This window comes from Nocardia heshunensis (assembly GCF_054782115.1).
Map to the genome: position 1 here is coordinate 1 of NZ_BAAGTC010000006.1, position 26584 is coordinate 26584.

The 26584-nt window shown below is 65.8% G+C and carries 3 protein-coding genes; 1 reads left to right on the plus strand and 2 read right to left on the minus strand.

Going from position 1 to position 26584, the window contains the following annotated elements:
- Together ACYVN4_RS23085 and ACYVN4_RS23090 are read right to left on the minus strand one after the other, a co-directional pair.
- Positions 1-13780 (minus strand): amino acid adenylation domain-containing protein (locus ACYVN4_RS23085; protein ID WP_460724072.1); only part of this gene is annotated, 13780 nt, incomplete at its 3' end.
- Between the two features lie 229 nt (positions 13781-14009).
- The gene (locus ACYVN4_RS23090) at positions 14010-14702 is read right to left on the minus strand and encodes a hypothetical protein (protein ID WP_460724073.1); all 693 of its coding nucleotides are present in this window, start codon (positions 14700-14702) and stop codon (positions 14010-14012) included.
- 1618 nt (positions 14703-16320) lie between these two features.
- On the opposite strand from ACYVN4_RS23090, the gene ACYVN4_RS23095 reads away from it, so the two are divergent.
- Positions 16321-26584 (plus strand): non-ribosomal peptide synthetase (locus ACYVN4_RS23095; protein WP_460724074.1); only part of this gene is annotated, 10264 nt, incomplete at its 3' end.

A 26584-nucleotide genomic window follows, 5' to 3' on the forward strand; every position in this document is an offset into this window, starting at 1 on the left:
GCACATCCACGAGCCGCTCGAACGGCACGTCGGCGTGCGCGAAAGCGGCCAGGTCGGTGCGGCGCACCTGGGCGAGCAGGTCGCGGAATGCGGTGTCCGGCTTGACCTCGCTGCGCAGCACCAGGGTGTTGACGAACATGCCGACCAGGTCGTCGGCCGCACGCTCGCCACGACCCGCGATCGGGGTGCCGATGGCGATATCGGTGGCACGCGACAGACGCGAAGCCCAGGTCGCCAGTGCCGCGTGCACCAGCATGAATAGCGTGACATCGTGCTCGCGGGCCACACCGGTCAGGGCGCGGTGCAGCTCGGCATCGATCGAGAAGTCGTGGGTGCCACCGGCATTGGTGGCGATCTCCGGACGCGTCCGATCGGCGGGCAGCTCGATCTGCTCGGGCAGGTCGGCCAGCTGGGTGCTCCAGTAGGCGATCTGCTCGGCGGCGATCGACTCGGAATCGGTTTCCGCACCGAGGATCTCGCGCTGCCACAGTGTGTAGTCGGCGTACTGCACCGGCAGCGGCGACCAGGCCGGAGCCTCACCAGTGGTACGAGACAGGTAGGCAGTCATCACATCCCGCGCCAACACCCTGAGCGAGAATCCGTCGGCGCTGATGTGGTGCAGTACCAACACCACGATGTGCTCGTCCACTCCCAGGTTCAATACCGTGGCACGGAAGGGCACCTCGCGGGTCACGTCGAAGTGGACACTTGCCAACCGGATGACCCGTGCGACGAGCTCTTGGGCGCTCACCGTCTCCGACCGCACCTCGAACTTCACCTCGGAGGGCGGCAGAATCCGCTGGTAGCCGTCACCCTCGACCTCGGGGTACACGGTCCGCAGCGACTCATGACGCGCCAACACGTCGCCGATGGCGGCACGGAAGGCATCGAGATCCACAGCGCCCGTGAGCTTCAGCGCCACCGGAATGTTGTTGACCGCGGTGCGGCTGTCGAAGCGGTTGAGGAACCACATCCGCTGCTGCGCCAGCGACAGCGGCACCAACTCCGGCCGCTCCTGCGCCACCAGCGCCGCACGCGCACCGGTACCGACCCGCGATTCCAGCTGCGCGGCCAGCGAAACCACCGTGGTGGCCTCGAACAGCGTGCGCAACGGAATGTCGGCATCCAGCGCGGCCGACAGGCGCGCGATCACCTGGGTGGCGATCAGCGAGTTGCCGCCGAGCTCGAAGAAGTCGTCGTCCAGACCGACCAGATCCAGGCCGAGAACATCGGCAATGGTGCCCGCGACCGTCTGCTGCACCGGCGTTTCCGGGGCACGGTAGGTGCGTACCGCGAAGGTCGGCGCGGGCAGTAGTTTGCGGTCCAGCTTGCCGGAGGCATTGAGCGGGAAGGCGTCCAGCACTACGAAGGCGGCCGGAACCATGTACGCCGGAAGCCGTTCGGCGACAGCGTCCTTCACCGCGTCGAGATCGAGGTGACTGTCGGCGGCCACGAGGTAGGCGACCAGCTGATCACCCGTGCGCTCGTCGTGACGGACCACGACCACCGACTGCGCGACCGACGGCAGCGCGGTCAGCGCCGACTCGATCTCGCCCAGCTCGATGCGCAGACCACGCAGCTTCACCTGGAAGTCGGTGCGACCCAGGTACTCCAGCTCGCCATGACCGGTCCAGGTGACGAGGTCACCGGTGCGGTACATGCGCGCACCGTCCCCGAACGGGTTGGCCACGAAGCGATCCGCGGTCAGATCCGGACGCGCCACGTACCCGGTGGCGAGCTGATCGCCCGCCAGGTACAGCTCACCCGCGACACCCACCGGAACCGGCCGCAGACGCGAATCCAGCACGTACACCTGGGTGTTGAAGTGCGGAGCACCGATCGGCACCGACGCCAGGTCGGCATCGGTGACCTCGTGGTAGGTCACATCGATCGTCGATTCCGTCGGGCCGTACATGTTGCACAACCGCGCACCTGTCAACGCACGGAATTTTTGGGCGGCCAAGCCCGGAAGAGCCTCGCCGCCGGCGAATACCAGGCGCAGAGAATGAGTCTCATGTGCCTGGCCCACAGTCAGGTACTGCTGCAGCATCGAGGGCACGAACTGCGTGACGGTGACCTGTTCGGCGGCAATCAAACGTGCCAGATACAACGGGTCCCGATGCCCATCGGGCTTTGCGACGACCATCCGCGCGCCGACCTGCAATGGCCAGAAGAACTCGCCCAACGACGCATCGAAACTCATGGGAGTCTTCTGCAACACCACATCGTTGGCCGCGAGACCGAACTGAGCGTTCATCCACACCAGTTGATTCACGATGGCCTGATGGCTCACCGCCACACCCTTGGGACGCCCCGTCGAACCGGAAGTGAAGATCACGTAGGCGGTATTGGCCGCCCGGAGCGACACCAATCGGTCCGCATCGGTCACCACCGCGCCGGAACGATCCGACAGGTCCAGCTCATCGATCCGAACCAGGGGCCAATCGACATCTTTCAAGCCAGCTGCGGAGGTCAGCACACAGATCGGCCGGACAGTCTCGAGAACGTATCGGATGCGTTCAACCGGATGTTCGGGATCCAAGGGCACGAAGACACCGCCCGCGACGCTGATCGCGTACATACCGACCACGAGGTCGACGGACCGATGCATGCTCAGCGCCACCGGGGTCTCGGGTCCGACACCCGCCGCGACCAGCCAGCGTGCGAGCTTGCGCACCCGATCCGCGAACTCGGCGTAGGACAGACTCGTCCCCTCGTAGGTGATAGCCGTTGCTTCGGGAGTCAGCGCGACCTGCGCCTCGAACAACGAGCCGAGCGTTGCGCCGGAATCCTCCGACACCGTCGGCAAGATCGCATCGATCGGGTACTTGGTCTCGTTCCAGACGTCGAGTACCAACGCCTGCTCGACATCATCCATCAGCGGCAGTTCACCGACGCGCGCAGCCGGATCCACAGCGACCGCGGTCAGCAGGCGCAGCAATCGCTGCGCGAACACCTCCGCGAACCGACTATCGAAAAGATCGGTGGCGAACACCAATTCGGCAGATAGGCCTGCGCCGTCGCCATCCATCAGTGACAGCTGAAGATCGAATTTCGCTGTCTGATAGTCGATCTCGACTTCACTGACCGTCAGATCAGGCAATGTCAGCTCGGTGTGGCCCAAATTCTGGAACGACAGCATCACCTGGAACAGCGGATGGCGTCCTTGCGATCGCACCGGGTTGACCATCTCGACCACCCGCTCGAACGGCACGTCGGCATGCGCGAACGCACCCAGATCCCGGCTACGAACTTGCGCCAGCAGACCGGTGAACCGCTCCCCGAGATCGACACTCGTGCGCAACACCAACGTGTTGACGAACATGCCGACCAGATCGTCGAGAGCCTGCTCACCACGACCGGCGATCGGCGTGCCGACCGCAATGTCCGTGGTACCACTCAACCGTGACAGCAGCACCGCAAAAGCAGTCTGCACCACCATGAACAGGGTCGCGCCCTGCGCCTGCGCGACCTCGTTCAGGGCATCGATCGTCTCGCCGGGCACACGGAACCGCAGCAGCCCCGCACGATTGGACGCAACGGCTGGGCGCGGCCGCATCGACAGCCGCAGCTCGTCGGGGATTCCGGCCAGCGCATCACGCCAGTAGTCGAGCTGCTGGGAAATCAGCGAAAGCTCATCGCTTTCCGATCCGAGTACCTCTCGCTGCCACAACGCGTAATCGACGTACTGCACCTCGAGAGGCGCCCAACCCGGCTCGACACCCATCACAGCCGCGGCATAGCCGCCGACCAGATCGCGCACCAGCGGCCGGATCGAGAAGCCGTCGACGGCGATGTGGTGAGCCGCCAGCACCAGCACGTGCTCGGAGGAACCCAGTCGGAGCAGGCGCAGCCGAACCGGCAATTCGCTCGTCACGTCGAAGCCACGACCGACGAACTCGGCTACCACGCCGGGCAATTCGCCCTCGGTGACGTCCATGACCTCGAGCTCGGGCACGGCGGGGCCGGTGGGCAGCACCTGCTGGTAGGCGATGCCCTCGTGCGACGGGTAGAGGGTGCGCAGCGACTCGTGGCGCGCGATCACGTCCGTGATCGCGCCGCGCATGGCGTCGAGATCCAGTGCGCCGGTGAGCCGTACGGCAGCGGGGATGTTATTGGCGGCCGACTCCGGATCGAACCGGTTGAGGAACCACATGCGCTGCTGCGCGAGCGACAGCGGCGGGTACTGCGGGCGGGCTTGGACCGTGAGTGGCTGGCGCACAACGGTTCCCGCGTGCGATTCGACGCGGGCGGCCAGTGCGGCCACGGTCGGGGCCTCGAACAGGGCGCGTACGCCGATCGCGGCGTTGAGCGCGGCCGAGAGCCGGGCCACGACCTGGGTGGCGACCAGCGAGTTTCCACCCAGCTCGAAGAAGTCGTCGTCCCCGCCGACACGTTCGACGCCGAGCAGGTCGGCGAAGATCTGCGCGATGATCTCCTCGATCGGGGTCGCGGGGGCACGGAAACGCTTGGCCTCGAACACGGGCGCAGGCAGGGCCTTACGATCCAGCTTGCCATTGGGGGTCAACGGGATCTCGCGCACCACCACGTACGCCGAGGGCGCCATATAGGACGGCAGAGTGCGTTGCAGACCGGCCTTGACAGCTTCCAGATCCACCACGGCGCTGGCAGGCACCAGGTACGCGACGATCTGATCGCCGAGATGATCGTCGATGCGCACGATGACCGCGGCCTGACTGACCTGCGGTTGAGCCAGTACGGCCGCCTCGATCTCACCGAGCTCGATGCGGAAGCCGCGCACCTTGACCTGATCGTCGGCGCGGCCCAGATAGACCAGGTCGCCGTCGGTGTTCCACTTGGCCACGTCGCCGGAGCGGTACAGGCGATCGCCGGGCTCGCCGAACGGGCTGGCGACGAAGCGGGCCGCGGACAGATCCGGGCGGCCCAGGTAGCCGCGCGCCAATTGCGTACCGGTGACGTAGATCTCGCCGGGGACGCCGACCGGCACGGGGCGCAGACGCTGGTCGAGCAGGAAGACACGCAGGCCCGGGATGGCTTGTCCGATGATGCTGCCGTGGGCCTCGGCGACCGCGATGTGGTCGAGCGCGCGGTAGGTGACGTGCACCGTGGTCTCGGTGATGCCGTACATGTTGATCAGGCGCGGGGCGTCGTCGGTGTGGCGCGTGTACCACTCGGTGAGGCGACGCAACTCCAACGCCTCACCGCCGTAGACGACATAGCGCAGCGCCAGGGGCTCACCGGATTTGCCCGCGAGCCGGTCTGCCTCGGCGAGTTGGTAGAACGCGGACGGTGTCTGGTTGAGGACGGTCACCCGCTCCCGACGCAACAGTTCCAGGAACTGCTCAGGCGAGCGCGAGGTGAGGTAGTCGACCACGACCAGGGTGCCGCCGTGCAGCAGCGGGCCCCACAGCTCCCACACCGAGAAGTCGAATGCGTAGGAGTGGAACAGGGTCCACACATCATTCTCGTCGAAGTGGAACCAGGCGTCGGTGTTGTCGAACAACCGCACCACGTTTCGGTGCGGTACCAGTACGCCCTTGGGGCGGCCGGTGGAGCCCGAGGTGTAGATGACGTAGGCGATATCGGCGGGATGCAGCGTGCCGCGCCGGTCCGCGCTGGTGAGCGCGGACGAATCCAGTTCCACCAGAGCAGGATCGTCCACGATGAGCACGGAAACCGCTGCGGGCAGGGTCATTTCGCTGTCGGCCGCGGTGACCACGCAGATCGGATCTGCGTCGGAGAGCATGAACGCGATGCGCTCGGCCGGGTAGGCCGGGTCGACCGGCAGATACCCGGCGCCGGCTTTGAGCACAGCCACCAGGGCGACAATCAGTTCGGCGGAGCGGGGCAATGCCACCGCGACCAGCATGTCCGGCCGCGCGCCGACCCTGATCAGGGCCCGCGCCAATTGATTCGCACGCTCGTCGAGTTCGCGATAGGTGAGGCGCTCGCCGTCGAAGACTACGGCGATTCGCTCCGGGTGGGCCCGCACGGCGGCCTCGAACAGGTCCACCAGCGTGGCCTCGCGCCCGCTATCAGGTCCCGCCGAGGTCCACTCACCGGTGACCTGTGCATGTTCACCGCTCACCAGCAGGTCAATATCGCCGAGCGGCAGCTCCGGGTTCGCCACCACGGCGGCCAGGACCAGATCCAGCCGGTGCGCGAAGGCGGCGACGGTCGACTCGTCGAAAAGATCCAGCGCGTAGGAGATCTCCGCGGACATGCCCGCGTTCTCCCCGCGGTCGTCCTGCGCCTCCTGCAACGTCAGCTGCAGATCGAACTTCGCCAGCCGCGCGTCGTAGTCGATGCCGTCGACCGACAGCCCGGGCAGCTCCAGGCTGGCCTGGCGGGTGTTCTGGAAGGTCAACATCACCTGGAACAACGGATGCCGCGACTGCGAACGGGCCGGATTGATGACCTCGACCAGCCGCTCGAACGGCACATCCGCGTGCGCGAAGGCATGCAGATCGGCGTCACGCGAACGAGCCAGCAGATCCGCGAAGGTCTCCGAGCCGTCCACCTCGGTGCGCAACACCAGGGTGTTGACGAACATGCCGATCAGATCATCCAGCGCGGCCTCACCACGACCGTGCACCGGAGTACCGATCGCGATATCGGAAGTACCCGACAGCCGGGCCAGCAGCACAGCCAAAGCGGAGTGCATGACCATGAACAGCGAGGCATTGTGTCGGCGGCCCAGGTCCACCAGCGCCTGCTGGGTCTGCGCCGAGATCGCGAACGGGTAGGTGCCACCCTGGTAGCTGGCCACCCCGGGACGCGACCGGTCGGCGGGCAACACCAGTTCGTCGGGCAGATCGGCCAGGGCGTCGGCCCAGTAGCGGATCTGCTTGGCGATCAACGACTCCGGGTCCTCTTCGGAGCCGAGGACCTCGCGCTGCCACAGCGCGTAGTCGGCGTACTGCACCGGCAGTTCCGCCCACGCCGGAGCCTCCCACGAGGTGCGCGCGGCGTAGGCGACCATGACATCGCGGGCCAGCGGGCCCATCGACCAGCCGTCGGCGCTGATGTGGTGGACCACCATGCCGAGGATGTACTCGGTCTCGCTGAGCTCGAAAAGCGCCGCGTGCAACGGCACTTCGTCGGTCACGTCGAAGGCCGTGGTGGCCAGCTCGACCAGGTGATCGATCAGGTTGGACTCGGTGACCGGCACCGGCGTCAGATCGGGCACGATCTGCGCGGCGTCCAGCACCCGCTGCACCGGACCGTGCGCGGTTTCCGGGAACACCGTGCGCAGCGACTCGTGACGATCGATGACATCGATGACCGCGACCTGCAGCGCTGCGATATCCAACTCACCCGACAGGCGGATCGCCACCGGGATGTTGTACACCGCCGAGGCGGTATCGAAACGGTTGAGGAACCACATACGCTGCTGCGCAAGCGACAACGGCACCTCGTTCGGCCGCTCGCGCCTCACAAGCGCGCTTCGGGCGCCTTCACCGACATGCGATTCGATCCGGGCCGCCAAGGCCTCGACAGTCGCGGCCTCGAAGAGCATCCGGACCGGGACACGGGTGTCGAGCGCGGCCCCGAGCCGTGCGGCCACCTGCGTCGCGATCAGCGAGTTGCCGCCGAGCTCGAAGAAGTCGTCGTCCACACCGACCCGGACCACGCGGAGCACCTCGCCGAAGATCTGGGCGACGATCTCCTCGATCGGCGTTGCCGGAGCACGAAATGCGCGCACCTCGAAAACCGGGGCGGGCAACGCCTGACGGTCCAGCTTGCCAGAAGCGTTGAGCGGCAACGTATCCAGCACCACCAAGGCGGACGGCACCATGTATGTCGGCAGCAGATACTGCAGTGACGCCTTGATACTGCCGGTATCCGCCGGACCGCTGGTGACCACATAACCCACCAGCTGATCACCAGCCACGGAGTCGACGACTGCCACCACGGCCTGACGTACCGCCTCGTGCGCGAGCAGCGCGGCCTCGATCTCACCGAGCTCGATGCGCTGGCCGCGGAACTTCACCTGGAAGTCGGTGCGGCCGATGTAGTCGAGCACCCCGGACTCGCCGTCGGTGTGCTCGATCCAACGCACCAGATCGCCGGTGCGATACAACCGGCTGCCCGGCTCGCCGAAAGGATTGGCCACGAAGCGATCCGCGGTCAGATCCGCGCGGCCCTGATAGCCACGCGACAGCTGAGCACCCGCCAGATACAGCTCGCCGCGCACCCCGGCCGGCACCGGCCGCAACCACTGATCCAGGACGTAGGCTTGTGCGTTCCAGACCGGTCGGCCGATCGGAACGATCGTCGGGGAGGCCTGATCGACCCGCCACGACGTGGCGTTGACCGTGTACTCGGTCGGGCCGTAGAGGTTGACCACCCTCGCGGTGGAGATCCGCCGGAAACTGTTGACGACGGCCGGCGACAGCACCTCGCCGCCGACGAAAATCGCGCGCAGCGAGACACATTCCGCCGGCGAGGCACTGGTTGCGAAGACCGACAACAGCGACGGTACGAACGAGGTCACCGTGACTCGATACCGGCCGATGACCTCCGACTGGTAGAGCGCGTCGCGGTGGCCGTCGGGCTCGGCGATGATCGTCCGCGCGCCGACCATCAAGGGGGCGAACAACTCCCAGACCGAGGCGTCGAAGGTGAACGGTGTCTTGTGGAGCGCGATATCGGTGTCGTCCAGACCCGATTCGGCGATCTTCCACATCATCTGGTTCACCAGCGCGGCATGGCTGACCGCGACACCCTTAGGGCGGCCGGTCGAACCGGAGGTGTACAGCACGTAGGCGGTATTCTCCGGACGCATGCTGCCGAGCAATTCGGTGGCTTCCACCGGAGCGTCGGAGTAACCGGCCCTCTCGGCGTCATCGATGAACACCGAAGGGCAGTAATCTGTTTCGATGCCGTCGACCCGTGTGGTCAGCATGCACACCGGATTCGAGCTGCGGAGCACGTAATCGATGCGGTCGCTGGGATGATCCGGGTCGATCGGCACATAGCCGCCGCCCACGGTCACAACGGCGTAGATCGCGACCAGGGTGTCGATCGAGCGGCGGATACCCACCGCGACCAGTGTCTCGGGTCCGACACCGGAGTCGATCAGTTTGCGCGCCAGGCGATTCACGCGAGAAGCGAACTCGGCGTAGGTCAGCTCGGTCGCCGAACCCGGCTCGATGACACCGCTCGAATCGTAGGTCAGCGCGACCGCGTGCGGCCGCCGGCGCGCCTGAGCGGCGAAGCCCTCCAGCACCGTCGTCATCGTCGGCACCGCGTGCTCGGTGCGATTCCAGTGCCCGAGCACGCTGGACCGCTCCGCCGCGTCCAGGATGTCGATATCGCGCACGAGGGCATCGGGCTGGCCGACGGCCCTCTCCAGCACCGACAGGTACCGGCGGCCGAACGCGTCGACGGTAGCGGCGTCGAAGAGATCGGTGGCATAGGAGACCACCACCGACACGCCCGCCGGCTCACCGGCGCTACTGCGCTGCTCGGTCAGCGTCCACGACAGGTCGAACTTGGCGATGTCGACGTCGAGTTCGTGCGCACGCACCGACAGCGCCGTCGGCGCCGAGGATCCGGCGAGCTCCAACTGCCCGTAGGGCATTTCCTGGAACGACAACATCACCTGAAACAGCGGATGCCGCGCCTGCGAGCGGACCGGGTTGATGACCTCGACCAATTGCTCGAAGGGGACATCGGCGTTGGCGTACGCGCCCAGGTCGGTTTCCCTGATCTGGGAAAGGAGGTCGCTGAACCGTTCGCTACCATCGACGTGCGAACGCAGCACCAGTGTATTGACGAACATACCGATCAAGTCGTCGAGCGCCTGCTCACCACGACCTGCGACGGGGGTACCGATGGCGATGTCGGAGGTGCCCGACAACCGGGCCAGCAGCACCGCCAACGTGGCATGTACGACCATGAACAGCGAAACACCGTGGGCACGTGCCAATCCGGCCAGCTGTGCATGCCGCTCGGCGGGAATGTCGAAGGTGACACGGCTGCCGCGGAAGCTCTGCACCGGCGGGCGCGGACGGTCGGCCGGCAGCTCCACCTGGTCCGGCAGGCCCGCCAAAGCTCCACGCCAGTAAGCGATCTGGCGCGCGGACATCGAGTCGACGTCGGATTCCGAACCCAGAAGCTCCCGCTGCCAGATGCTGAAGTCCCGGTACTGCACCGGCAACGGTGCCCACTGCGGGGCATCCGCATCGGCCCGAGCCAGGTAGGCGACCATGATGTCTCGGGCCAGAGGCGCGAACGAGTATCCGTCCGCGGCGATGTGGTGCACCACCATCGCGACGGCATGCTCCGGCACCCCGGTCACGCTGTCGGCGAGGCGGAACAACCGAACACGGAACGGCAGCTCATGGGTCACATCGAAGCCGCGACCGGCGAGCTCCCGCAGGACAATTCCGAGTCGCTCCTCCTCGATGTCCTCGACCGCGGCGGTGATCGCGACCTGGTTCATCGGCACCACCATTTGGTAGGCGCCTTCACCGAACTCGGGGAAGATCGTCCGCAGCGACTCCTGCCGCTCGACGACGTCGAGCAATGCTGCGGTCAGCGCGTCGATGTCGACGTGACCGCTCATCCGCACCACGAACGGTAGGTTGTAGGCCGGCAGCGTGGGATCGAACTGGTTGAGAAACCACATGCGCTGCTGTGCCGGCGACAACGGCACATGCTGCGGGCGGGGTCGCACGACCAACTGTGGACGGGATGTGTCGAGGGCGCTCGCCGATTCGGCGCGTGCCGCGAGCCCCGCCGCGGTCGGCGCCTCGAACAGCGCCCGCACACCCAGCTGCACACCGAACGCCGCCGAGACACGTGACACCACCTGGGTCGCCACCAGCGAGTTGCCACCCAGGTCGAAGAAACTGTCCTCGACGCCGACCCGCTCCCGGCTCAGCACATCGGCGAAGATGCCCGCGACAATATGTTCGGTCTGTGTGCGCGGGGCCCGGTAGTCGTGGGCATCCGCGCTGAACACCGGCTCCGGCAGCGCCTTTCGGTCCAGTTTGCCGGAGGTGTTGAGCGGCAACGCGTCCAACACCATGATCGACGACGGAACCATGTAGACCGGCACATCGGCCGCGGCGAAACGCGCCAGCCCGATCGGATCGACCGAGTGTCCCTGTGCGGCAACGACGTACGCGACCAGCTGCTGACCGGTCACACTGTCGGCCACCACCACGACGGCCTGACCCACCGTCGGGTGTGCCAGCAACACGCTCTCGATCTCGCCCAACTCGATGCGCTGACCACGGAATTTGACTTGGAAGTCGGTGCGGCCGAGATACTCGAGCACGCCGGACTCGTTCCATCGCACCAGATCACCCGTGCGATACATGCGCGTCCCGGCGGCGGAGAACGGGTTGGCGACGAACCGATCAGCGGTCAGGTCCGGGCGAGCGAGGTAGCCGCGCGCGAGCTGACGTCCTGCCAGATACAGCTCACCGGTCATACCGATCGCGACCGGACGCAGCCGCGCGTCCAGCACGAAGACCCCGACATTCCATTCCGGCACGCCGATGGGCACCGTGACGGTATCGGCGGCGGTGGCCTCCCAGGAGGTCACCGAGACCGCGGCCTCGGTAGGACCGTACAGATTGTGCAGACCGGCACTGGCGATCGACAGGAACCCGGCCACGGTCTCCGGCGGCAACGCCTCACCGATCACGAAAACCGTCCGCAGCGACAGACATTGCGCGACGGTGGCCTGCCCGGCGAACACCGTCAACATCGACGGGACGAAGTCGGTGACGGTGACCTGGTGGCGCTCGATCATCTCGGCGATGTAGGCCGGATCGCGGTGCCCATCGGGACTCGCCACCACCAGTTTGGCGCCCACGAGCAAGGGCAGGAAGTAACCCCACAACGAAACGTCGAAGGTCGTCGCGGTCTTCTGCAGGTAGATATCCGCACTGGTCAACTGGTACTCGTCGACCATCCACAGCTGCTGGTTGACGATGGCACGATGGGTGACGGCGACGCCCTTGGGCCGACCGGTCGAGCCTGAAGTGTAGATGACATAGGCGGTGTTGTCCGGGCTCAGCGGCGCCCGGCGATCGGCATCGGTGATCGGCTGGGCGGAAAACCCCGAGGTGTCGAGCGTGTCGATCTGCACCCGGTGCATCGTTTCCGGCAACGCCAAGGCGTCCGCCGAGGTCGTGAGAACGCATACCGGAGCGGCGGATTCGAGAATGTAGGCGGTGCGTTCCGCGGGGTGGTCAGGATCGATCGGAACGTAGACACCGCCCGCCTTCACCACCGCGTGCATCCCGACCACCAGCTCGACGGAGCGCCGCATCCCCAGCGCCACCAGTGATTCCGGAGCGACACCGTCGGCGATCAGGAAGCGCGCGAGCCGATTGACCCGCGCCTCGAATTCAGCATAGGTGAGGGCTTCGCCCTCGAATTCGAGTGCGACATTCGCAGGGGTGCGTGCGGATTGGGTATCCAATAGCGCCGACAGCGTGGTGTCGGCCACGTCATGATGGGTGTCGGTCCCGGCCGTCAGCGCCTGATCCAGTTCCAGCGCGGTGGTGATCAGAAGGCTCCGTGCCGGGTGCCCCACGTCGGTGCGGACGAATCGATCGAAGAAGTCCAGGAATCTCGAATGATGCTGGTGCGCTTGGGTATCGGAGTAGATGTTCGGGTTCGTCTCGAAGTCGATGTGGGTTCGACGTCCACCCATCGACTGGTAGACGTTGACCGCCAGGTCCTCGATCGCGCCGGTCGAGAGCACATGCATCCGGCCGGCCACAGAACCCAGGACGATCTCGTCGTGAAACAGCATGATGTTGATCCATGGACCGAAGAACTCGGTCGTGACCACACCGCCGCCCGCGCTGTCTCGGCGAATGTCCTCGTGCCGGTAGCGCTGGTGGCGCAATGCGCCCGACACCTCGACACGCACCTGCCGCAGCAGATCCGCGATGGTGGCGTCGTGGCCGACATGCAGGCGTAGCGGCACGATATTGGAACTCACGCCGCCCGCGCGGCGCATGACCGCCGTGGTCCGAGCGGTCACCGGCAGGCTGAGGATCACGTCCTCGCTGCCGGTCCACTGCGCCAGATAAGTGGCGAAGGCCGCGATCACCAGTGTGGCGGGCGAGGCGTCATAGTCCTTCACCACAGCATCGAGCACCGCCGACTGGGAATCCGACAACGCACCGGTATCGACCCTGTTCGACGATGCGGGAGCGGCTGTTCGGCCGGCGAGGCTGAGGCCCTGTTCGAGCCCCGAGACGCGCTGCGCCCAGTGCTGCTTGTCGGCCTGGAACCTTGTGCTTTCGCGATAGGCGAACTCGGATTCGACCAGGCCTTCGAGATCCGGCACCCGCAACGGCTCGAGTGGCGTGCCCAGTACACGAGCGGTGTAGATCTCCGCGGTGCGATTCAGATACGACATCGCACTGAAGCCGTCGAGCACGATGTGATGGGCGCGCAGGTACAGGAAACAGCGGTCGGCCGACAGGTGTAGCACCGCAACCCGGACCAGCCGATCCGCGACGATATCGATCGGGCGGCCGTACTCCGCGCGCATCCACTCGTGTGCCGCGGCTTCCGGGTCGTCGCGATCGCGGAGGTCGAGATAGGTGACGTCGTCATGCTCGGGGAGGGTGTGGTCGACATACTGCCAGGGCTCACCGTCACGCTCGACGATGCGCACGAACCCGGACCCGAACTCCCCGGAGGCATCGATGCACGCCTGCCGCAGGATCTCCCGATCGATCACGCCCGGAAGGTCGACATATTGGGCGATTGTGATGGGTACCTGGGGATCCAGCTGCTGGGCATACCAGATGCCCATCTGCGCAGGAGACAGTGGGAAGTAGTGCTTCCCCGACTCACCGTTCCCGTCAAAACCCAGTTGCTCCATCGGTACCCTCACTTCCGACAGCTCGACGCGACGCTCTCCGACCGCGCATCGATGTCCACCACCCACGCGAGTCCGACATGATGATCATTCGAACTCTCGTGGTCGATCCAAATAAACAAGCACGAGATTTTTCGATGACCGCGCTCCCGCGGTGCTCGAGTCAATTTCTAACGGTTACCTCGTTGTTGATGGCCTGCGCCAATCGTTCAGCGTGCCCGCGACGCACGTAGTCCGTCTCATGCGTGCCCGTGAGAAGGCTCGCGCTGACCCGGGAGAGCTCGGCATTTCTGCTGTGCCAAGATCTTCGGGCCATCGGGTATCGCATGAGCTGTGCTTTGATCGCCGCATCCATCAACCGCCTCCTCCAATCGATCACTGCGTCCTCGGTCGCCAGATCGAAGTATTCGAACAATTCGGGCACCATTCGAAGCGAACTGTCGGCCGCCAGGGAGGTAGTCAGATCACCGCGAGCAGCAGCCCAAAATGTCGGTACCTCGACAATCGCCCTCTCGCCCAATATTCCGTGGCCGCCAGGATCGGTCCCGATGACTAGTCCACGCGGGCGAAAAGGGTCCGCGATAAGCGCACACGCCAGGATCGAGGGCTCAGCTCCACCCAATTCCGCGGCTACATCGCCTGCCGCGGCGGCCCCTTGCGCATAGCCGGCGAGAATCAGGGGTCGGGTGCTGCGGTTGACTTCGCGTACGAGAGCGGCCTTGACAACAGATTGACCTCCCAGGCACGCCAACATTCGCGGGTTGAAGCGAGTCCGGTCCAGTGCATCGGCGAAATTGCGGGGCACGGCATGATGATTCGATGCCCACCGCGCGCCCATGATCAGGACATCGATCATGAACCTGTACCCGAGGTCCACCGGGGATCGGGACGCGCGGATATCGCGTCCCAGCAGCTAGTCAGGGCAAATAGTCGAGATGATTCCATTTCAAACCGCGTTACCCTCACACTGCCAGATCCAGATTCCACAGCCATTCTGCGCACGATCATATGGCCACATTCATTCACCTTCTTCCTCGCCATTCCCACCTGTGGGAATGGCGAGGAAGAAGGTGATGATGATGCGGCCCTTAGGATCCTCACCATCGCCAATTGCCATATGAGACTCTCCAAGTGACGTACGCCACGAGAAGTTCCCTCGCGTGCTCCCTCCGTGTGCGCTCATTCCGGCGACATTTCCGACCAGCCGGAGGCATACTCCGATAGTTGCGCAAACCACGCACTGCGATGACGCGACGAACTATTCGATGCGGCTCCGGCCTCTGCTCGAAGACATCGCCGCAAAGATCCGGAGCCGCACCACGACGGCCGGCCCCATGCGATATCCGCATACGCATGGGGCTTCGTCTTGATAGCCGTCGGGACTGAACACTAGCCCGCGGTGACCTCGGGTCACCCCGCTCTATTCCCAGCACCGGGAAGGCGCATCGGATCTCAGGACCTCACGCCTTATCGAAAGAAAGGGGGGAGGTCCTCCCACCGTCGAGATGGAAAGTGCCACAGGTGCTCAATCGGGTCGGCTAGCGCCTCAGTGTCCACCAACGAACTTCTTCCGCCATCGTGAGAACTACGTGCGCCGGTTTCCCTGAGCCAAGACCGCAGCGTGCGTGGGCGGTGTTCGCCGCGGGAACCCTCAGCATCACCACTGCTCAGACGAGCGCGACCAACCCAGCGCCGCAAACCGATTCGCCCACCGGTGACATCGCCGCTCCGGAGCCCGCCATCATCCCCAAGCCCGCAGGCTCCGCGCGATCCGCTGTCCGCGGATGGCGACCATCTGTGCTGGTAGCGATAACTCGAATCGGCGACTCACACGACACTCGGCCACCCGGCCGGATGGCCGTAGTCAGCGATAGATGCCGCAGGTTCGGGACGCCGGCGAGCTCCGTTAACCCAGTGGTCGAGATAACGTCGAAAGACGCAGCCCTGAATGATTATTCGCTACTCAGCCGCCCTCCGAACGATAAGCATTCCCATGATGGTTGTCGGCTTGACCGACGGAGCGGAAGCTGTTCCCGCACATGGGAGTACCCCCGTGAATCTGCGGCACCAGCTACGTATCCTCGACATCAGATCCGGTCCTGAACGGCTCCCCTCGTACAGCCCGGATCACTGCGGATCGACATCGTCGCGCCGGATGCGATCCTGTCCGAACGCTTTCCGACACGGTCGATTCGATCAGAAACACGGGGCGGGACGCGCATGACTCGCTCCGTGTCGCGGACGTCATCCGCTCCCGTCGGGACCCTCCTCCCCCGGTCCCACGGGAGCGGCTCCTCGTTCGCCGCAGCGTCGGCCCGCCTTCGATAGCGGATTCGACCAAGCACCGGGGCGACTTCCCATCAGAGGGAATAGTCGAATTCGGCAGATTCACTACTTTCGTCGAGGTTCCAAACTCGCTCGTTCGATCCGGGCGAGCTGGGACGTGAATCGCTGTCGAAGGGTTGAGGATTCGTATGCAGTCCGGGCGTCGTTCCGCACGCGGCACCCGCCGCCGCACCCACTTCCTCTCGTTCGCACAGGTGCTGACCGCGGCGGTCGACTCCCACGCCGATTCCATCGCAGTGCACTTCGATCCGACCGGAATACCCGAGGATCAACGCGCCCTGACCTACCGGGAGCTCGACGAAACCTCCACACGGTTGGCTCGCGAACTGATCGCGCGGGGGATAGGCCCGGGGGATATGGTCGCCGTCGGCATCCGGCGGTCGGTGGAATCGATACTGTCGGTGTGGGCGGTGGCCAAGACCGGCGCGGCGTATGTCCCCATCGATCCCGCGTATCCCGCCGACCGTATCGAACACATCGTCACCGATTCCGGTGTCGCGCTCGGTCTCACCACCACCGCGCATCGAGATTCCCTCGGTACACACATCGAATGGCTCGAGCTCGACCATCCACTCATCCAAGAGGCCGTGAATGCGCGTGCCGCGCACCCCATTTCCTATCTCGACCAAATTCGCCCGCTGCCCGACCACGCGGCCTATGTGATCTACACCTCGGGTTCGACCGGCAAACCCAAAGGCGCGGTGATCACCCACGCCGGCATCGCCACCCTGGCGCTCGTCGGAGCCCGTTATCTGGTGACCAGCCAATCACGGGTGTCACACCTGAGCTCGCCCAGCTTCGATTTCTCCCTCATGGAGATGTTGTTCACCTTCGCGGTCGGCGCGACATTGGTGATCACCCCGCCCACCATATTCGGTGGCCCCGAACTGGCAGATCTGCTACGTCGGCAACACGTTTCACACCTACTCATCACCCCTGGCGCACTGGAATCGGTCGATCCGACCGGCCTCGACGGTGTGCGTGTCGTGGTGTGTGGCGGCGACCGCCTGGGACCGGATCTGGTGTCGCGGTGGGTTACCGGCGGTCGGAGACTGTTCAATGCCTACGGCCCCACCGAGGCCACCGTCATGGTCACCACCGGGGAAATGTTGCCGGAGCGAGCGATCACCGTGGGCTCGGAGATCGACGGCGTCGGTGCCTTCATCCTGGATGCGCGGCTGCGACCAGTCCCCGAGGGCGTCGTCGGTGAGCTGTACCTGTCGGGTGCGGGCCTGGGTCGCGGCTACCTGAACCGGCCCGCCCTGACCGCGGAAAGGTTTCTGGCCAACCCGTTCTCCGTCCCGGACGGAATCCCCGGCAGCAGGCTCTATCGGACCGGTGACCTTGTCCGCCGCGGCCCGGACGGCCTCATCGAATATCTGGGCCGGTCCGATTTCCAGGTCAAGATCCGCGGCCTGCGCATCGAACTCGGTGAGATCGACAGCGTCCTCACCGCACACCCGGACGTCGCTTTCGCGGTGACCCTGGGTACCACTCTGCCATCGGGCGTCACCGGGCTGGTCGCCTATGCCGTACCCCACCCGGGGGCCGTTCTCGACTCGGTCGAGCTGCTGCGTTTCGCGGCCGAGTCGTTGCCCGCCTACATGATTCCCTCGGCGCTCGTCGTGATCGACGAGGTCCCACTGACGCCCGTCGGCAAACTCGACCGCGATGCGTTGCCGCAACCGGTGTTCGCGTCCCGGGAATTCCGTGCCCCCTCCACACCGGCCGAGGAGACGATTGCGACGGTGTTCGGGGCGCTACTGCTGCCCGCGGACAGCGACATCCGAATCGGACTCGATGACGACTTCTTCGAGTTGGGCGGCAACTCACTGCTGGCGGCGCAGGCGGTCGCGCGTATCGGAGACGCTCTGGGCGTCCGAGTGTCGGTGCAGTTGCTGTTCGAGGACTCGTCGGTGGCGGGTCTCGCCGTTCTGATCGCGCAAAACTCGGGTGGTCGAGGCGTTACACCTTTGCAGGCGATGCCGCGACCGGCGCAGATCCCGCTGTCCTACGCACAGCAGCGGATGTGGTTTCTCCATCGCTTCGATCCGACGAACGCGGTGGACAATATGCCCTTCGTCGCGCGTCTCAGTGGCCCTTTACACGTCGACGCTCTCACCGCGGCAGTCGGTGACCTCGCACAACGACACGAAGTATTGCGAACCCGCTATCCCGAACTCGACGGCGTCGGACACCAGGAGATATTGCCGCTCACCGATTCACGTGCGCTGCCGACGGTCACGGTCCTCGATGCGAGCGAGGACGAATTGCCCGCGCTCATCGCCGAGATCGCCACGACCCCGTTCGATCTGACCGCCGCACCACCGATTCGAGTGCGATTGCTGCGAGTCGAGGCCACCGAACACGTCGTGGTCTGCGTGGTTCACCACATCGCGGGCGACGGAGTGTCGATTCGCCCGCTGACCCGTGATCTCATGACCGCCTACCTGGCTCGTAGGCGTGCGACCGCGCCGGACTGGGACCCGCTGCCGGTGCAATACGCCGATTACACGCTGTGGCAACGCGAAGCCCTCGGCTCGGAGGACGATGAGCAGTCCGTCATCGCCCAGCAGGTCGCGTACTGGCGTAAGCAGCTCGGCGACCTGCCCGATCAGCTGGACCTGCCTTCGGATCGGCCGCGGCCGGCGACCGCGTCCGGACGCGGCGCCACCTATAGCTTTCAGATCGACGCGGAATCACATGCCGCTTTGACTCGCCTTGCACAGCAACATAATTCAACGCTGTTCATGGTGATGCACGCCGCGCTGGCGATAGTGCTGGCCCGGCAGAGCGGCACACGCGACATCGCCATCGGCACACCGATCGCCGGGCGCGGAGAAGCGGCGCTCGACGATCTCATCGGAATGTTCGTCAATACCCTGGTGCTGCGGGCCGACGTCGATCCGAGTCTTTCGTTCACCGAACTCGTGCACCGGATCCGGCGCTCGGACGCGGCCGCCTTCGGTCACTCCGACGTTCCCTTCGAACGACTGGTGGACGTGCTCAACCCGCCGCGTTCGCCCGGGCGGAATCCGCTGTTCCAGGTGTTGCTGTCGTTCCACAACATGGACACCGGCACCCTGCAATTGCCGGAACTCACCATCTCCGGCGTCGATCTGCAGACGCACCTGGCCAAGATCGACCTCGATCTGACCGTGATGCCGTACGACACCGACGGTGCACCCGCGGGAATGGCCGCGACCTTCATCTACGCCACCGATATGTTCGACGAGGGCACCGTCGCGACGCTGGCCGATCGACTGCGGCGCACCCTGGACGCCGCGGCCGCGCAGCCACTGCGCCCCATCGGCGACCTCGACATGCTCGGCGATGATGAACGCCGGGCAATGGTGGTGGGCCGCAACGATACCGCGCATGCGCTCGCACCCGAGTTGCTCCTGGACGGCTACCGCCGAGCCGTCGCCCAGCATCCGGCTCGGGTCGCAATCACCTTCGAGGGCACGGCGTTGACCTATGCGGAGTTCGACGCGCGGGTCAATCGATTGGCGCGACTGCTGATCGCGCGCGGAGTGGGGTCGGAGTCCCTGGTAGGTCTCGCGATTCGTCGGTCCGCGGATCTCGTCGTCGGCATGTACGCGATCCTCACGGCAGGCGGCGCGTGGGTACCGCTGGATCCCGATCACCCCGCTGAGCGCATCAGGCATATTCTCGACATCGCCCGCCCCGACTGCGTGCTGTCCACGACCGCGGACGCGATCGATTTGCCCGCCGGCATCGACATCGTGTATACGGATACCGTTGCACTGCAAGCCTTCTCGAACGCCCCTGTCACTGCAGCCGAATTGCGGCGGCCGGTGCGGCCGGACAATCCGGCCTATGTCATCTTCACCTCCGGCTCGACCGGTCGCCCCAAGGGTGTGACGGTCAGCCACGGCGCCATCCACAACCAGATCAGCTGGATGCTGGGGGAGTACCCGCTGGGTCCTGGCGATGCCTACTTCCAGAAGACCGCCACCACCTTCGATGTGTCACTCTGGGGCTTTTTCATGCCTCTGCGTGCCGGTGCGACCTTGGTGATCGCCGACCACGACGGCCACCGCGACCCCGAGTACGTGGCCGAAATCATTGCCGCACAGAATATTACGGTCACCGATTTCGTACCGTCCATGCTCACCGTGTTCGCGGCCCACACCCGTCCGGGCAGCATGCCGTCATTGCGTGACATCTTCGTCATCGGCGAAGCCCTGCCCCCGGAGACCGTCACGGCCGCACGCGCTTTGGGAACGGGCATCCGGGTCCACAACCTCTACGGACCGACCGAGGCCGCCGTCTCCATCACCTCCTGGCTCGCGGACGGAACCGATCGAACCAGCGTGCCGATCGGGCTGCCGCAGTGGAACAGCCAGGTATACGTGCTCGACGCGCGCCTGCATCCGGTCGCGGCCGGAGTCCCGGGCGAACTGTATCTCGCCGGTGACCAACTGGCCCGCGGCTACCTGGGCCGCCCCGACCTCACCGCGGACCGCTTTCTGGCGAATCCGTTCGGGCCGACGGGTTCCCGCATGTACCGCACCGGCGACCTGGTGCGCTGGCGGGCCGCGGACGCGCATCAGCAGGCACGACTCGACTACCTCGGCCGCACCGATTTCCAGGTCAAGTTCCGCGGTCAGCGCATCGAGCTGGGCGAGATAGAGACCGCGCTGCTGGCGCAGCCCACGGTCTCCCAGGCCGTCGCGTTGGTGGTGGCGACCCCGCTCGGAGATCACCTGGTGGCCTACGCGGTACCGACACCCGGCGCGGTCATCGACCCGCAGTCGCTACTGGCCGCTGTCACGGACAACCTGCCCGCCTACATGATTCCCTCCACCGTGGTGGCCCTCGACGCTCTCCCGTTGAACACCAGCGGCAAACTGGATCGCAGGGCCCTGCCGGAACCGATCTTCGGCACCCGCGAATTCCGTGCTCCCGCCAGCGAATCCGAGATCACGGTGGCCCGCGTGTTCGCCGATGTCCTCGGCCTCGAGCAGATCGGCGCGGACGACGATTTCTTCGCCCTCGGCGGCAACTCGCTGATGGCCACCCGCCTTGCCGCACGCCTGGGCGAAGCCCTCGGGACCCGGATCGCGGTACGCGACCTGTTCGACACCTCGACCGTGGCGGCCCTCGCCGCACGGCTGATACCGGATTCACAGCCATCGCAGCGCCCGCGCCTGCAGCCCATCCTCCGGCCCGATCACGTGCCATTGTCGCTTGCGCAGCAACGCATCTGGGTGATCAATCAGATCGATCCGACCTCCCCCTCGTACAACCTGCCCTTCGCGATCCGTCTGACCGGCGCGTTGCGTGTCGACGCGCTACAGCAGGCCGTCCTCGATGTGCTCGAGCGGCACGAGGCATTGCGCACCCGATTCCCGACAGCCGACGCTCTTCCCTTCCAGGACATCCTCTCCGCCGACGCGGTCTTGCCGCACGGGCTCGAGGTAGTCGCGGGCAGTGCCGCGGTCACCGACCGCGTCGCGGCGATGATGACCGCGGGTTTCGACGTCACCGCGTCCGTGCCCCTGCGCGCCCGCCTGTTCACCAACGTCGCGGCCGATGAACACATCCTGGTGCTGGTCATCCACCACATCATCGCCGACGGAGCCTCCTTGGCTCCGCTGGCTCGTGATCTGGTGACCGCGTACCTGGCACGCAGCAATGGCAGCGCTCCGTCCTGGACTCCACTCGCTGTGCAATACGCGGACTTCACGTTGTGGCAGCGAGCGACGATCGGCAGCGATGACGATGAGAACTCCGTAGCCGCCGCACAATTGGGGTACTGGCGCGAGGAGCTTCGCGACCTCACCGACCGGGAGCTGCCGACCGATCGGCCGCGGCCCCACACACCCTCGCGGCGGGCCGGCACGATCGAATTCACGATGCCTTTCGACGTGCACCGCGCGCTGGATGCCCTGGCCCACGAGCATCGTTCGTCGTTGTTCATGGTGGTCCACGCCGCACTGGCAGCGCTGCTGGCCCGGCTCTCGGGTGGCGATGACATCATCATCGGCACCCCGATCGCGGGCCGCGGCGAGCAGGCTCTCGACGACCTGGTCGGCATGTTCGTCAACACCCTGGCGCTGCGGACCAGCGTCGACGGCAGCTCCACTATCGCGGACCTGATCGACAGCGTGCGCGAGACCGACCTGTCGGCCTTCGCGCACGCCGATATCGCGTTCGAACGTGTCGTCGAGGTCGCTGCACCCACCCGCAACACCGGGGGACGGCCCCTGATCGAGGTGATGCTCTCGTTCGAAAATGTCGAACAGGCCAGGGTGGAGCTGCCCGAGCTCACCGTGGCAGCACTCGAAACCGGTGAGGTCGCGGCCAAATTCGACCTCCAGGTCGTGGTCGTGCCGCAGGTCGATGCCGACGACGCGATCGGCGACATCACGATCGGGCTCGTCTATGCGACCGACCTGTTCGACGAGCCGACCGTGGCCGCGTTCGGCCGACGCTTCGCACGCGTGCTGGCGGCCATCGCCGCCGACTCCCGAATCACCGTGGGAGCCATCGACATTCTCGACGAGAGTGAACGCGCCCGTGTGCTCGCCGGGCCGACCTCGGCCACGTCAGCGGCCTCGGTGACCGCACCGCGCGTCGCGACCTTGCCGGAGCTGCTCGAGGCCGCCGTCGAGCAAAATCCCGACGGTCTGGCACTCGTCCACGCCGATGCCGTCGAAACCCGGGCCACGATGGAGTATTTCGAACTCGACGAACGCTCGACACGCTTGGCGAGACTGCTCATCGACAGTGGCGTGGGCCCCGAGGATCGAGTGGCGCTGGCCATCACACGGTCCGTCGAGTCGGTGGTGGCGCTCTGGGCGATCGCCAAGACCGGTGCGGCCTCCGTGCCGGTGGACCCGCGGTATCCGAGCGAACGTATCGCCTACTTGCTGACCGATTCGGGTGCGACCCTGGGTCTCACCGTGAACGCCGTGCACGCCGAACTGCCCGACACCCTGGACTGGCTGGTGCTCGACAGCACCGCACTGGCCCGGCGAATCGACGACTACCCGAGTGACCCGATCACCGACGCCGACCGGGCACGGCCGCTGCGCGCGGCTCACCCCGCCTACCTCATCTACACCTCCGGTTCCACCGGCCGCCCCAAGGGCGTAGCGGTCAGCCATGCGGGCCTCGCGAGCCTGTGTGCAGAGCAGCATGAACGCTTTCGGGTCACCAATGCGTCGCGCACACTGCATTTCGCCTCGCCGTCCTTCGATGCCTCGATGCTGGAGCTGCTGCTGGCCGTAGGCGCAGCGGCGACCATGGTGGTGGTCTCCTCCGACGTCTATGGTGGCGACGAGTTGGCGGCGGTGCTGCGTCGTGAGAAGGTGACCCACGCCTTCGTGACCCCGGCGGCGTTGGCGTCGCTGGACCCGGCCGGGCTGGACCGGCTGCGTGTCGTGGTGGTGGGTGGTGAATCCTGCCCGCCCGATCTCGTGCGGCGTTGGGTGACACCGATTTCCGGTCGGCGTACCCGGGAGTTCTACAACCTCTACGGTCCGACCGAAACCACGATCGCGACCAATATCAGCGCGGCGCTGACGCCGGGAAACCCGGTGACCATCGGCGGGCCGATCCGCGCGGTGGCCGAATACATCCTCGACAGCCGGCTCGCGCCCGTCCCCGACGGAGTGGCGGGCGAGTTGTACATCGCCGGTGCGCAACTCGCGCGCGGCTATGTGGACCGTCCCGCCTTGACCGCCACGCGGTTCGTGGCCAACCCGTTCGAGCCGGGCGCACGCATGTACCGCACCGGCGACCTGGTTCGCTGGTCCGGCGACGACATCGAATTCCTGGGACGCAACGATTTCCAGGTCAAGATTCGCGGATTCCGCATCGAACTCGGCGAAATCGACGCACTGCTCACGGCTCATGACGGGGTGGACTTCGCCGCGACCGTCGGCCATCGACTCGACAACGACGCGACGATACTGGCCGCCTACGTGCACGCCGCACCAGGCGCGCAGCTGAACATCGAGTCGCTGCATGCTTACGCCGCCGAGCGTTTGCCCGCACACATGGTGCCGAGTTCGATCACCATCCTCGACTCGATTCCACTGTCCCCGACCGGAAAACTGGACCGCCGGGCCCTGCCGAAACCTGTCCTGCGGGTTACCGACTTCCGTGCTCCCACCGGGGACCTCGAGATCTTGGTCGCGGGGATATTCGGCGAACTGCTCGGCAGCGAGAATCCGATCGGCGCCGACGACGACTTCTTCGACCTGGGCGGCAACTCCCTCATCGCCACTCGGGTGACAGCTCGGGTCGGTGCGGCGATCTCATCGCACGTGCCCGTGATTCTGCTGTTCGAGGCATCCACGGTCGCCGGATTCGCCGCGCGACTGCCCGAGCACGACCTCGACCGCCGTCGCCCGATGACGACCGTCCCCCGGCCACAACACATTCCGCTCTCCCCGGCGCAGCAGCGCATGTGGCTGCTCAATCAGTTCGATCCGGCCTCGACCGCCTACAACATTCCCCTCGCGGTGCGGCTGTCCGGTGCGCTCGACACCCACGCACTGCAAGCTGCGATCACCGACGTCGTCGCTCGTCACGAAATTCTGCGCACCGTCTATCCACGAGCCCAGGACACGGCGGCGCTACCGGCACAGGTGATTCTGCCGGTCGAGCAGGCAACCGTGCGGATGGACATCCAGGCGATCGCCGCGGCAGACGTTGTCGCAGCGGTGTCCGCGTTCATGACCGGCACGAGTTTCGACGTCACCCGGGAGGTGCCGCTGCGGATCGCGCTGTTCGAGATCACCGACGGCGACACCCCGGAGTTCGTGCTGGCCTTGGTCATTCACCACATCTCCGGCGACGGCTCCTCCACCACTCCGCTCACCCACGACCTGATGATCGCCTACACCGCCCGCGCGCACGGCCACGCGCCCGAGTGGGAGCCGCTGGCAGTGCAGTACGCGGACTACACGCTGTGGCAGCACAACCTGCTCGGATCGGAATCCGATCCCGATTCCATTGCTGCACGACAGATTACGCACTGGAAGTCCGCCCTGGCCGGGCTGCCCGAACAACTCGGGCTGCCCACCGATCGCCCGCGTCCGCCGGTCCAATCCTTCGCCGGCGGCAAGGTCGCGATCAGCGTCGATGCCGAAACGCACACCCGCCTGACAGCTTTGGCACGGGCGCACAACATGACGTTGTTCATGCTGGTTCACACCGCCCTGGGGGTGGTGCTGGCACGGCTGGCGAACGCTTCGGACATCGCCATCGGCACGCCGGTGGCCGGACGCGGCGACGCCCAGTTGGACGGCTTGATCGGGATGTTCGTCAACACCCTGGTCTTCCGAACCCAGGTCGACACAGGGGCCTCCTTCGCCGAACTGCTCGTGCGGCAACGCGAGACCGATCTCGCCGCATTCGCCAACGCCGACGTGCCGTTCGAACGACTCGTCGAGGTGCTCGATCCGCCGCGCTCGGCCGCTCACCACCCGTTGTTCCAGGTCGGTCTGTCATTCCAGAATCTGGCTCGCACCAGCCTCGCACTTCCCGGACTCGCCGTCTCCGCCGTCGACTTCGATCTGGAAGTCTCCCAGTTCGACTTGCACTGGATCCTCAGCGACCATTACCGCGAGGACGGCGCCCCGGCGGGAATCGACGGGGTGCTCACCTTTGCGACGGCATTGTTCGACCCGGCTACCGCTGCACGCTTCGTCGCGCGGTTCGTCCGGCTGCTGACCGCCGTCGCCACCGATCCCGAGCTACCGGTCGGCGAGGTCGAACTGCTCGACGACGACGAACGCGCCCACGTGGTCGACCACTGGAACTGCACCGCCCGGCGAACACCCAACGTGGCAACCCTGCCGGAGATCCTTGCCGCAGCCGTCGCGCGAAACCCTGATGCCACAGCACTGATCTCCGGTGCTACCCGTCTTAGCTACGTGGAACTGGAGAAACGGGTCAACCGCCTCGCGCGATTCCTGATTTCCTTGGGTGTCGGTCCCGAACGGCCGGTCGCACTTGCATTGCGTCGCTCGGTGAACCTGGTCGTCGCCATGTATGCGGTATCGGTCGCAGGCGGAGCATACGTGCCGGTGGATCCGGATCAGCCGGCGGAGCGCATTCGCCACATTCTCGAATCAGCCGACCCGGTCTGCGTCCTGACGAACGCCGATGCCGGTTTCCAGACCGCGATCACGCCGATGGTACGACTCGACGAACTGGTCCTCGACGGCCTCAGCGCAAACCCTGTCGCCGATTCGGAACGCATAGCGCCACTGCGCGATTCGAACACCGCGTACATCATCTTCACCTCCGGTTCGACCGGTCGCCCGAAGGGTGTGGCGTTGCCGCACGGTGCGGTCGTGAACCAGTTGCTGTGGAAGGTCACCGAATTCGGGCTCGACCCGGCGGACGCGG

Excerpts from the sequence above, each read along its gene's own strand:
- ACYVN4_RS23090 (WP_460724073.1), bottom strand. The coding sequence starts at position 14,702 with ATGATCGATGTCCTGATCATGGGCGCGCGGTGGGCATCGAATCATCAT.